Source organism: Syntrophorhabdales bacterium (genome assembly GCA_035541455.1).
In the GTDB taxonomy this organism is placed as follows: domain Bacteria; phylum Desulfobacterota; class Syntrophorhabdia; order Syntrophorhabdales; family WCHB1-27; genus JADGQN01.
The window spans coordinates 16211-28488 of sequence record DATKNH010000113.1 but is presented as its reverse complement, the minus strand read 5'-3'; the positions used below and the strand labels follow the sequence as shown (position 1 = coordinate 28488).

11 protein-coding genes, 1 pseudogene and 1 riboswitch are annotated in these 12278 nt (G+C 52.2%); of the genes and pseudogenes, 5 read left to right on the top strand and 7 right to left on the bottom strand.

Going from position 1 to position 12278, the window contains the following annotated elements:
* Window positions 1-873 (bottom strand): FG-GAP-like repeat-containing protein (locus VMT71_11840; GenBank protein HVN24654.1); only part of this gene is annotated, 873 nt, incomplete at its 3' end.
* A gap of 66 nt (window positions 874-939) precedes the next feature.
* Window positions 940-1032: riboswitch (cyclic di-GMP riboswitch) on the bottom strand.
* Between the two features lie 278 nt (window positions 1033-1310).
* Between VMT71_11840 and VMT71_11835 the strand changes: the two genes are divergently transcribed.
* The 4 genes and pseudogenes from VMT71_11835 (at window position 1311) to VMT71_11820 (ending at window position 4305) form a co-directional block, all read left to right on the top strand.
* Window positions 1311-2339, top strand: a complete 1029-nt coding sequence (locus VMT71_11835) for a glycosyltransferase family 2 protein (GenBank protein ID HVN24653.1) — start codon at window positions 1311-1313, stop codon at window positions 2337-2339.
* 8 nt (window positions 2340-2347) lie between these two features.
* A complete protein-coding gene (locus VMT71_11830; GenBank protein ID HVN24652.1) occupies window positions 2348-3736 on the top strand; it encodes a glycosyltransferase family 39 protein in 1389 nt (462 codons plus the stop codon).
* 113 nt (window positions 3737-3849) lie between these two features.
* Window positions 3850-4074, top strand: coding sequence for a hypothetical protein (locus VMT71_11825; GenBank protein ID HVN24651.1), 225 nt, complete (start codon window positions 3850-3852; stop codon window positions 4072-4074).
* A gap of 12 nt (window positions 4075-4086) precedes the next feature.
* Window positions 4087-4305: pseudogene (locus VMT71_11820) on the top strand (thioredoxin domain-containing protein).
* A 116-nt stretch (window positions 4306-4421) separates the two neighbouring features.
* On the opposite strand, the gene VMT71_11815 reads toward VMT71_11820, so the two are convergent.
* The 6 genes from VMT71_11815 to VMT71_11790 form a co-directional block, all read right to left on the bottom strand.
* Window positions 4422-5312 carry a class I SAM-dependent methyltransferase gene (locus tag VMT71_11815; protein HVN24650.1) on the bottom strand — a complete coding sequence of 297 codons (891 nt, stop codon included), beginning with the start codon at window positions 5310-5312 and terminating at the stop codon, window positions 4422-4424.
* Between the two features lie 159 nt (window positions 5313-5471).
* The gene (locus tag VMT71_11810; GenBank protein ID HVN24649.1) at window positions 5472-6191 is read right to left on the bottom strand and encodes a glycosyltransferase family 2 protein; all 720 of its coding nucleotides are present in this window, start codon (window positions 6189-6191) and stop codon (window positions 5472-5474) included.
* Window positions 6192-6215: 24 nt separating this feature from the next.
* A complete protein-coding gene (locus tag VMT71_11805; GenBank protein HVN24648.1) occupies window positions 6216-7019 on the bottom strand; it encodes a glycosyltransferase family 2 protein in 804 nt (267 codons plus the stop codon).
* Window positions 7020-7089: 70 nt separating this feature from the next.
* Window positions 7090-8076, bottom strand: coding sequence for a GDP-mannose 4,6-dehydratase (locus tag VMT71_11800; GenBank protein HVN24647.1), 987 nt, complete (start codon window positions 8074-8076; stop codon window positions 7090-7092).
* Window positions 8077-8105: 29 nt separating this feature from the next.
* A complete protein-coding gene (locus tag VMT71_11795) occupies window positions 8106-9407 on the bottom strand; it encodes a glycosyltransferase family 1 protein (protein HVN24646.1) in 1302 nt (433 codons plus the stop codon).
* Window position 9408: 1 nt separating this feature from the next.
* Complete coding sequence (locus tag VMT71_11790; GenBank protein HVN24645.1) at window positions 9409-10689, bottom strand: glycosyltransferase family 1 protein; 1281 nt, start codon at window positions 10687-10689, stop codon at window positions 9409-9411.
* A 245-nt stretch (window positions 10690-10934) separates the two neighbouring features.
* On the opposite strand from VMT71_11790, the gene VMT71_11785 reads away from it, so the two are divergent.
* Entirely contained in the window at window positions 10935-11924 is a 990-nt protein-coding gene (locus VMT71_11785; protein HVN24644.1) for an SGNH/GDSL hydrolase family protein, read from the top strand.
* Window positions 11925-12278 lie beyond the last annotated feature (354 nt).

Sequence of the window (12278 nt, the reverse complement as noted above, 5' to 3'; positions counted from 1 at the left end):
GACGGTTATCCCGTTCATGTACCAGACGGCCACATCCCCTGATTGAGCCTGCCGCCAGAGGATATCGGGTTTGCCATCCCCGTTGGAATCACCGACGCCCTCGATCTGCCAGAGAGGAGGAATGGTAGCAACATAGACACCTCGTGTGACGGTTGTCCCATTCATGTACCAGACGGCCACATCTCCCGACTGGGTCTGCCGCCAGAGGATATCGGGTTTGCCATCCCCGTTGAAATCACCGACGCCCTCGATCTGCCACGGAGGGGGAATGGTATTGATGTAAGTAGTTCCGGTGATGGTTGTCCCATTCATGTACCAGACGGCCACATCCCCTGATTGAGCCTGCCGCGAGAGAATATCCGCCTTGCCGTCCCCGTTGAAATCACCGACGCCTCCGATCTGCCAGGGCGGAGGAATGGTAGCGACATAGACACCTTGTGTGACGGTTATCCCATTCATGTACCAGACGCCATTCGCGCCGGTGGTGGTATTGCGAATGAAAATGTTAGCGGTTGGTGATGTAGGACCATGTGACGCGGTGTAGCTCACTTCGGTGGAAAAGTCGCTCTCAGAGCCCGTGGTAGTGTAGGCTGTCGCGGCAAAATAGTACGTTGTTCCTTCATTCAGGCCGGTCACTTGTAAGGTCGTCTGGGTGCCTGCATTGATAGTGAATGTATAGTTCCTGCTGGCTGTTCCATAGTAGAGCTTGTAGCCGCCCAGATCCGCAGCATTGCATGGGTCCCACGCGAGAGTTACCTGTGCGCAGGAGCCTCTCCCGGAAAACAGAGGCGTTGACACGACAAGAACTAACAGGGCAGTAAGAAGAAACCGTAAGAAAGATACGAGACTGGACGGAGTGGCTTTGGCAGTCATTGCAGCACCCTCCTGGGCTATTCAATTGGGCCCTGCGAAGGCGAGCACAAGCAGGTGCTGCATTCGCCCGGCAACCCTGCTACCGTATCCCGCACCGTTGCGGAACTTAGGCCAGTGGCTTTGCGTCCCACCCTTTCGGATGGTTTGCCCTTTTCAGGTTCGTCCTTGTTATCGACCGGGCCTGGCAGAAGCTTGAGGGGTAGAAGTTAAACTGATTACCTCAGCTTTCAAGCGGAGAGTGTATGACAACTCCCGCGCGAACACGTGCTCTGGGTACCACGGGCTTGCCCGTGGAACCTATTTTTGGTTGTCTTTTGACAGGATACGATATATATAAAGGCAGGCTATTTCGGCTTATAGATGAGGCTTCTTTACGACGTAGGTTTGCGGAACCTGCAGGACAAATAGAGTCTCGATAAGAGTCAATGGGCTTGGGGATGGACGAACTTGTTTCAGTGATCATTCTGAATTTTAATGGCAAGGCTTGGATCGAGCGCTGCATAGACAGCGTCCTGGCCCAGGACTACGCTCATCTGCAGATTATCGTTGTTGATAACGGTTCCGTGGATGGATCACTCGCGATCGTCAAAGAGAAATATAAAGAGGTTCTTCTGGTCGAGAACGGCAGAAATGTAGGCTATTCGGCGGCTAATAATATCGGCATACGGTTCATGGAGGGCGAGTATGTCGTCATCATGAACAATGATACAGAACTGGAACGCTCATGCATAACAGCAATGAAGAGAGCAATAGACAAAGACCCTGCGTACGGTGCCGCTGCTTCCAAAATATACCTGGAGTCACCCGGCGATGTGCTCGATGCAGCAGGTATTGTGGTGTTTCGGGACGGGCTTTCGATTGGACGCGGCAGGCTGGAACGGGCAGACTTTTACAGCAGGGAAGAAGAAGTCTTCTTTGCTTCCGGGTGCTGCCTCATGGCCCGCAAGAGCATGCTGGAAGATATAAAGGTGGGAAATGAGTACTTTGACGAAGATTTTTTCATGTACGCCGATGATACCGATCTCGGATGGAGGGCACGCCTCAGAGGCTGGAAGACGATCTACACCCCGCAGGCCAAGCTTTCTCATGCTCATTCGGCGGCTGCAGGGACCTATTCGGCATTGAAAGCCTTCCATGTGGAGAGGAACAGGATATGGATCACAGTAAAATATTTTCCTTTTGATCTCCTTCTGTACAGCCAGGTCTATACACTGCAGCGCTATGTGTTCCAGGCCTACGCGGCCATGACCGGGAAGGGCGCATCCGGCGCCTTCGCAAGGGAGCACTCAAAACCAAAGCTCTTATCGGTGCTGGGAAAAGTGTACGCCGCTGCCATACAAGGACTTCCAAAAATGCTGGCCAAGAGAAAGGAGATTCAGCCGCGGCGCCTCATCTCCTCTCACGATATGCAGACTCTCATGACCCTCTACGGAATAAGCGCGAAAGAGATCGCGCTGAAGGGGTAGCGTTGCAAGTGGAGCGCACCCGGGTACCCACTTGCGGGCATTGGCTCTTCTTCATCATTCTCCTCGGCGCTGTCATGCGTGTGATCGATCTCGTGAATGCACGTGCCATAGAGATCGATGGTTTCTCCTATGCACTGATAGCAGAGCATTTCGGGAGAGGCGAGTTCGGCGAGGCGCTCAGGAATGTCTTCCCGCCGTTTTACCCGCTCGTTATTTCCATCTTTCATCTTGTTATCCCGGATGTCGAACTGGCAGGCAGGCTCGTTTCTCTCATCTGCGGTCTGCTGCTCATCTGTGGTTTTTACGTTGCAGCTAAGAAGTTTATAGGCTCAGCAAAGGCACTCTGGGGCGCTTTCTTTCTGGCCGTGCATCCCTATCTCATCCGCTACTCGGCGCAGGTGCTTTCCGAGTCTTTGGCCACGCTGCTTTTCGCGGCCACGGTCTTCTTCTTTTTCGTCGGGTATACGGATAAACGCGGAGGCAGCATTCTTTTTTCAGGATTCCTGCTCGTGCTTACTTATCTGACGAGGCCAGAGTATATCGTCTATTATGCGCCATTCGCCGCATTCCTGTTGTGGCAGCGGAGGTGGTCGCACGTGGCGCCGCTATTCGTTCCATTCGTGGTCTTGGGTGCTGCGTACATGGGCTATATGCGGCTTGCCACGGGGCTCTGGATGGTGAGCGGCAAAGTCATGCATAACCCTTTTGCATCGCTCCCTGCGGCCTTCATGAACGTGCCTTTTGTCATATTTCACTTCTTCGCTGCTCTTTTCCCCCCGTTTATATTGCTGTTCATACCCGGTTTTCGGCACGTAGACCGTCCTTACAGAAACCTGATCGTTGTGCTGGCAATATTCCATGTGCTGAGCCTTGCGTGCGTCAGCCATTCCACCCGAAGGTACTCGGTTGAATTCATACCGCTCCTCATGGTTTTCGTCGTGGAAGGGTGGTACGTGGTAAAGACATACGCGGGGCGGTTTGCACATGGAAGGGCCTTGTGGCTTTCGGCGGTCGTTCTCATCAGTTTCCTGGCGCTTTGGCAGGGAATAGAGGGTCCACACGAAGGCAGGAGTCTTTTTAAGAAAGCAGGTCTTCTCCTGCTACAGCGGGACAGGGGAGCGAATATCGCATCCCGGCTTCCGTTGCCATCTTTTTATGACAAAGGGCCATGGACAGACGTATCGTCTTCCTGCGCCCAACTTCCAGAATGCCCGTTGCTTCTGCGCTACCTTGAATCTCGAAGTGTGAAATACTTTGTGCTCGATGACAACATGGTACATGAGTGTTCGTGGCTCGAGGCGTGCCTGGCTGGTCTTCCTCTGATTGAGGAGTTTTCAAACAGGGAAGGTTTCGTAAGGATCTACCGTGTGCCGCCCGCCGCTTCAGGGCAGCAGTGAGTGAGCCCGCCGCACTGCGTCAGGAACGATAGTATTCTTGACACTAGCCTATCCCGATAACTATGTTGTAGACATAATTTCCATGTCAGGCCACGATGTCGAGGAGATAATCTATGATGGCTGATACCCTCATCGTCCGTTGCCCTAAATGCGGCACCAGAAACCGGGTTCCTGCGAATCGTTGGGGCGGGCCCGCAATCTGTGGCAAGTGCAAAAACTCCCTGGATCTTTCGAGCCTTTATCCTGATCGTCCGCTCGAAATCTCGGACAGCATGTTCAGGCGAGAGGTGCTGGGCTTCCGGGGGCCTGTGCTGCTCGAATTCTATTCCCCCGGGTGAGGACATTGCCAGAGACTGGCGCCGGTTCTGGATGAGCTGGCTTTAACCTATGCAGGAAGGGTGAAGTTCGCGCAGATGAACGTTGATGTGCAACACGCCACTGCGTCTCAGTTCGGGATACATGGCGTACCCACGCTTTATTTTTACAAAAACGGAAGCCTCGTGGAGAGCGCTCAAGGCGCGCTTCCCAAGCCGGAGATTGAACGACGCTTGCAAACGTTGCTGCGGTGAAAAGGAAAGATTACAGGCTAGTACGGTGCGGAGAAAAAAATGGGGAAATACTGCGGGGAGTGTTGCGCGGCCAGGCGCTCTTTCCGGGTTCTGGAAAGGCGCAGTGTCGGAAAGTCTTATTTTTCGGCAATGGCGTATGTCGTCGAAGCGAAGACGAATGAGTTCGGCTTGTCGTGCAACAGGTAATCGAGAGGTTTCAGAAACAGGCCTATAGTGTGAATGATGAGTGCCATCGGCAGGCTTACGATAGCCGGCAGATATGCCCTCACGAATTCTATACTCAGATGGACAGCGGTGTAGATAGGGCCGACGCATGTGCCGGAACTTGTCACGTTGAAGTGATTCCTTTCATACAGTAGTCGATGTCCGGTCAGGGTCAGGTTCTGGTAATGATGGGGATAGCCGTGATACGCCTGCATAAATGGCACGACTGAGAAAACCTTCCCTCCTTTTTTCAAGACCCTGTGAAATTCCCTGACTGCTTGCTCCGGCTGAGCCAGATGCTCTATAACGGCCTCGCAGAAGATCGCATCCACGCACTCATCTTTATACGGGAGAACATGGGCGTCTGCTACGATGTCGACCTGAGGAAATGGCCCGATGTTGAGGTTGGTGAAGCTTGGGTGCTCTCTTTTCGGACCCCCGCCAATAGAGAGAACTAGCGACTCCTCGTTGTCCAAAGGGTCAAATATCTCGTGAAACCTCGACATTGCGGCCTTGGACCTGAAGTCCCTGCTCAAATACTCTTTCACACTATCGACAGCACCACCCTTCCGGTTCTCGGGTGCGTACTCCCTGGTCATTTGCGGCGAAGACTTTGAATACTCTTCTGCCCAGGTTGCATCGATGAGGAGGATGGGCACTATGCGCTCACCTTCTCCGATGACCGGGTACGTTTCTCCACCGTCGGCCGTGCGCAGAGAGATCGGATCGTGGCTCAGTTCCAGGCTCTTTCTGGTTTTTGGACTGACCAGGAGCCCGCTTTGAATCTGCCGGGTGATTTTCATGAAGTGCGCGCTCTCTTCCGGTGCCTCGATTCCTGGGGCTCGCGTCGCCCCCTCCGCCGGCAAAGCCGTCGGAGCCTTCCCCTCTCGCTCGCCGTGCTCGCTAGTAGATTTCCGCGGCACGCGTTGCGCTCAGAGTGCCATGGGCTTGTCCGTGGAAATCTATGTCATTGAGGAATGGGTCAGCCATCTCTGGAAAAGGCGATAGGCCAGGAAATATCGGCGTCGTATCTGTTGTGACACTTTAGAATTACGATAACTCACATTTGCCGGATGCCGGCGGTACTTGATCGTTTTCTCACGAACGAATTCAACCGTTCCGAAGCACTCTGCGATGAGACCCAGCCACCAATCATGCATAGGTATGCCTTTAGGAAAGGGTAGGGCAATCGAGAGAAGCTCGCTGGAGAAAGCCATGCTGCAGCCCATGTAGGTGTTGTCGTAGAGATTTTTGAGAATGCCTTTGCGAGACCCGATCGTGTCGAAGATGGATTCCTTTATGATTGCTCCCGTATCGTCGATTATGAAACCGTCGAGTACCAGGGTGTATATGAGCGAACGTTTATGCTCGAAGTGACGGCGGATCACGGCGAGCTTGTTTTCGAGCCAGATGTCATCCTGGTCCGACAGGACGATCACGTCCCCTGTTGCTTGTTGTAAAGCGTTTTCAAAGTTGTAGATGGGATTGTAGAACGTGTTGTTCTTGATGAGCTTGATACGGCTGTCTTGAAGGTTTTCGATGATTGACAGGGTCGAATCGGTTGAGGAATCATCCGATATGATGAACTCGTCGCCAGCCTGCAACTGTCCGATGATCGATGCTAGTTGTTGGGTGAGATATTTTTCTCCGTTATAGGTTGCCATACAGACGCTTATCCGCATGTCCGTTTCATCCTCTTCTCCATTTTACCCCGATGAAATCTTTGACCGCATTCGCCAATAGAGTATTTTTGAGACTTTGTAAAAGGGGTAGAGCAGCAGGATCAGGGCAACATTCAATCTTCCCTTAGTCTGGAAGATGAGATCAACGGCCAATTTTTGGTAGAGTGTCCTGGAATGAGAGGAGATGCCCCTGTCATCGCATCGCGCGATCACGTGGCCAACCTTTTTCCAGCGGTGGTCCGCCACCAGATTGAAAAAGATGTAATCAGAGATAGTCACGCCTCTGAAAACCAGATAGTTCCCCGCCTCGTCGTGAAGCGATTTTCGGTACAAAAGCGATTGGTGAATAATGCGCATGCTCTGGCGATCGCACTGGATCAACCGACTCCGAGTACCGTGGAACCAGGTATCGCTGTACAACAGATCGACGTCGTCAGACATAAGCTGAGCCGTCTTTGCAAGAGTCTCCTCATCAAAAAATTCGTCCCCTGCATTGATGAAAATAAGCCATGTACCTCGCGCGAGATGGATCCCTCTATTCATTGCATCGTAGACGCCTTTATCGGCTTTGCTTGTCCAGTAGTCGAGTTGTTGATCATAAGCGCGCAGAATGCTGAGCGTCCCGTCAGTGGACGCGCCGTCTAGAATAAGATACTCCTTATTCCCATAGGTCTGTCGCAGAACACTGGTGATCGTCCGTTCAAGAGATGCCTCCCCGTTGCGAACCACGGTTATCACGGTCACAAGCGGTGGCGCGGATGAGGTTTCCGGGAGGTGCCCCGCGCATCTCAACCCTCCCTCTCTTTTTTCAGAGACCTGCTGGACCATGGTATCCTTCGCTTTGAAGCACAATCACAGGGATCGGTGCATCCCCCCGCGGCACATCGCCGGTGTGTGGTTACTGGTGGCTCAACTCCCAGTCAAGATACTTGGCCTCATCCCTGATGAGGATATCGATGAACTGTTCAAAACCAATGTCGTAACGCCATCCCAGTTTTTCGCGCGCCCTTGAATTGTCGCCGTAGATGATATCCAGTTCGACCGGCCTGTAGAGGCCCGCATCAATCCGGATGTATTTGTCCGGCTCCAGGTTCAGGTGGGTAAAGACTGCGGTCGCGAACTCTTCCAGACTGTGGGGCTGACCGGAGCAGATTATGTAATCCTCAGGAGCCTCCTGCTGGAGCATCATCCACATGGCCCGTATATACTCGGGTGTGTATCCCCAGTCCCTGCATACACTCAGGTTGCCGAGGGTGATATGGTCGGCCATTCCCCGGCTGATCAAGACGCCGGTGCTGAGGATCTTCTTTGTGACAAAATTCTTCTCTCTCAGCGCTGATTCGTGATTGAAGAGGATGCCGCACACGGCGAAGAGGCCGAAAGCTTCCCGGTAGTTGACAGTCACCCAATGCGCGGTTGCTTTTGATATGCCATACGGACTTACGGGATGAAACCTGAACTCTTCGTGTATTGGAAGGTCTTCCTTCGGGACCTTGCCGAACATCTCACTGCTTGAAGCCTGATAGAAGCGGGCCTTTGAATGGAGGATTCTCATGGCCTCGAGCAAGTTTGCCGTACTGGTGATGTTGAATCCCAGGGTGCCGATAGGTTGGCCAAAGGAGAGACCTACCGAGCTTTGTGCCGCGAGATTGTAGATTTCGTCCGGCTCATACCTCTCGATCAGCCGTATGATGTTCGAGAGATCGAGAAGGTTCGTCTCCACGATTTCAACGAGACTTTCTATAGACAGGTACGCCAGGTTCTTCAGGTTTCCATGCGCAGTATTCCTGGTGAGCCCGATAACGGTATAGCCTTTATCGAGGAGGAACTGTGCCAGGTACGCGCCATCCTGTCCTGTAACGCCTGTTATAAGTGCTCTCTTCATCTTGTTCCCCCCTGTTCCCCGGCCCTCGCTTACTCTGTTGCTCTGCTGTTGACGCCTATGTGCCCACTCTGTAACAGCAGTTCTTCCTCGTCACGTAATGTTTGCCCTGCCACCTTGCGATACACGGCCCGGTACGCCCGCGCTGTCCTGTCCCATGAGAAGAGCTTTATTCTTTCCGAGCCTCTTTTCGCGAGGTCCGCCCTGAGCGCCGCATCTGCGTGCATACGTTCAAGGGCCGAGGCAATAGACTCCACAGAGTTGGGGTCGAAGAAGAGGGCGGCATCTCCTGCGTACTCAGGAATGGAAGTGACGCTCGAGGTGGCGACAGGCACGCCTTCCCTGAAGGCCTCCAGAATGGGAAAGCCGCCTCCCTCGAAAAGGCTCGGAAAGACCATGAAGCTGGCCAGCCGGTAGAGAGCCCTTAATTCAACGGAAGATACGAAGCCGGGAAAGGATACGCGATCAGCGAGCCCCAACTGGTCGAGGTGGGCTCGTATATCCGACCAGTAGAAATTCTTGCTCCCGGTGCACACAAGCTTCAGATCAAAACCTTTTTCCTTCTTCAACAGGGCAAAGGCATCAAGAAGACGCTTATGGTTCTTGTGGGCCCACGTTTGGGCCGGATAGAGGGCAAACGGAGCATCCAGTCGGAACTTCTTTTTTGTCTCGGAAAGTATATCCTGAGTGACCGGTTCATAGTGTTCTGTGGGCGATCCCCAGAGGATTGCGTACATCTTTTTCTCTTCGAGGCCGTACCTTTGCCTGATGTCTTCCTTGATCCACACGGATTCGGTGACAACCGCTTCTGAGTATGCACATCCGGCCCGCCAGATGAGCTCTCGCAACGCAAACTCCTGCTTGGTAAAAAACTTGGGAAAATGTAAGTGCTGCACATCGTGCGGATTGTATATCGTCCTCATTTTGGTATGTACGAAGTCCTGGTAGGGGAAATGGAGAAGATCACCCCCCAAAGATTCGTGAAAACCCGTTGATTTCGGAACCTGACCTGACAGTATGGGTCTCTGCGCCAGTTTCTGGAGGTTCCTGTAGATCCGTTCCAGGGGCTGACGCAGATCCCCGAGCATGCGCTTCACGTGTTCAGGACTGTAGAAGGGGGGTGGGGGTGCGGTAACGAGATGCTGATTGCGGCCGATGATGGGACGCAGCCAGTCGCTGTCCCGTGACGGACCTATCACGATGTACTCTTCCGAGCCTTCTTCAAGCTGGCCGAGGGCGCGGATGAGGCTCGCCGTAAACTGTTGTACTCCGCCCCTGCTCCCGTCACCGGGCATCTGGGCATCTATCAGAATGCGCAAAGGTTTCTGATTCATGCTAACTGCCGAGAGCTACCCTGTATGCCTTGATGGTTTCTTCCACACATTTCTCCCAGCTGAATAGAGCCGCTCTTTCGCGTGAACGCTCGGACATACGGGCCCGAAGTGCTGCGTCCTGGAACATGTTGAGCATTGCCTGACAGAGTGCGTCTTCGTCGGTGGGCGAAACCATCACTCCTGCGTCGCCGACCACTTCCGGCAGAGAGGAGGTGTTAGAAGTGATCACGGGCGTGCCGCACTTCATCGCCTCCAGAGGCGGCAACCCGAAGCCCTCATAGAAAGAAGGATAGATAAACGCGAGTGCACCGCTATAAAGCGGGGCGAGGTCTTCGAGGTCCACATACCCGGTAAGGATGATACGTTTTTTCAAGGCCGGATACCGGTCCAATTCCTCAAAAACCTTTCCGTAATCCCAACCCTTTGTTCCTACCAGCACCAGCAGCAGTTCGTCAATCTTTGCCTCCAGCACTGTTCTGGCAAAACACCTGATCACGGTATGAATATTTTTCCGTGGTTCCAGTGTGCTGAGGGTGAGCATATACGGCGCATCCGGGATAGCGTATTTGGCCCGGACGGATGCGAGCCTTGCCGCATCTGTACACGGATAGAAGTCCTCTGACGCTCCAAGGTACGTCACGAAGGCCCGGGATGGATCAAAACCTTTCAGGTAGTTGCAGAGGTCATTCTTGGTAGATTGAGAGATACAAAGAGCCCAGCCATCGTGGCTGATGTCGTTGAATGCCCTCACAAGCATGGCGTCTGTCTTTGTCTTGAAGAACTGGGGGAAAAGGATAGGGATCAGGTCGTACACGGTGAGGAACCTCTTGATATGAGTCAAGCGCTTCACCCGGTAATCGAAGGGATAAAAAGTAGAGTGGTAAACCTCTGCTCTCCGAAGACTTTTCTGATCGACCACCAGGATCGAGCCAAGAAATTTGGAAGACACACGCGTGAGCGAGGACCCCATGTATCGCAAGAGAAAACCCGGCAATCCGGGCTGTGTCTCACGGCCCTTCCTATCGAACTTTCGCCAAAGGTCGTGAACGTTTTTCCAGGTGCGGGATGGTGAGAAGTGAACACCTCTGAATCGCGGCTCGGAGGCCATGTACTCGATCGTATCGATCTGATTCCGGCTGGCATAGAAGATTAGCTCGCATTCAACAGGATGTGCAAGAAGCTCAAGGGCCACGCTCTCGGTAACCCTGAAGACTCCGGTTCTTGACCTCGGATCATGGTGACCTGCACCCAGAACTGCCGCATCATAAAGTACCCGGATCATCGTGTCATGTTTACTGCGGGTTGTTGCTGTGAGAAGGATAAGAGCAGCAACGGTGTGCCATTTTCAACAACAGGGAGCGAAAAGAGTTAACGCGCGAGGCGGACGTAGGTTTTGCAGTTCCAGAACCGATGCTGTAAAATAGATTGATTGATAGCCGTTGGATTCCAGAATAGTAAGCATTACGGACTACTCTCAATCGCCTCTGGTCTCAGGAGGCTTGTCGTAACATCTCGGAGACGATCTGAATGGTAAAACAAAGATCGGACATCATCAAAATAAGTGTTCTTCTCATTTCTTCGGTTTTGATAGCACTGCTGCTTTTGGAAGTTGCCTTGAGAGCGGTCGGTTACAGCTACTCCCCTCTGAGAATAGTGGCAAACTCTAATGATGCGAGGTTCAAACATTCATATCAGGACAGGCATTTTGTCTATGACCCTGATCTTATATGGCGACCTAAAAAGAGTCGGGTATTTAATGCTCAAGGATACCTGGGCAAAGAACTTTCGGTAAATAAGAGCGGTAATGAATACCGCATCTTTGCCATAGGGGACTCGAATACGCTGGGCTGGTATGGACAGGATAGTTGGGCCTTGTATCTACAGGAATTAGTAACAAACCGGGATAAGGCAGTCTACGTCATCAATGCAGGCGTTTACGGATACACGTCATACCAGGGAGAGAAGAGGTTTGAAGAAACACTTGCCCTGAAACCGGACATGGTGTTGATATGCTTTGGGGCAAACGATCAACATATGGTGGCGGTTTCCGATGCTGATTTCAACAGGACAGTGCTCTCTACCTATAAACGGCTTCTCTACAAGTTTAAAGTCGGTCAGGTTCTCATAGCATTTTTAGAAACGTTCGTTGAAAAAAGAGAATCAACGAAAGATCAACTTGTTCACAGGGTCAGTATCGAAGAGTACAAAAAGAACTTGATTAGAATAATAGAAGTTTCGAAAAAGAACAACATAACGTGTGTTCTTCTCACCCGTCCCGTTCTGGGCGAATCTGCTGATAAACTGTCGTGGAAGCATTATGCTCCCGATTACCGTGAGGCTACGATCGCAGTCGCCGGCGACTATAATGTTCCGGTTATTGATCTTTATTCCTATTTTAAGGACCAGGATCAATATTTTATGGACGACGGCCATTTTAATGAGAAGGGGCACAGGCTTGCTGCAAAGGTTATCTACGATCAAATACAGCCATTGTTGACGGGTTCCGGGTCCAAATAGAAAATGCAAGACTGATCGTGGATAGAATAGAGGCAACGTATTATGGTGAGAATCTCCTTCCATAGCCCCATCGGCCGACTCACATACAGACTATTCGCGGCATGGTATGTGATCAAAAAGGAAGGTCTCTGGCAAGTGTCGGGAAAGGCCCTCAGGAAGCTCATCTGTGCAATGCATCTTGACAAGAGCTCTCCGATCCCTCGGAAAATGGCGATGCCTAAAACCGGGCGGTACACGATAAAGGTGCTCTTGCCGCACAGCCCTGTAATCAAAATGGGGAAGGACGAACTGCAGGAACTTCTCTCATCCAGAAAGCAACGTGTTCTGGATGCACTTCGAAAAAGGAAAACGCAC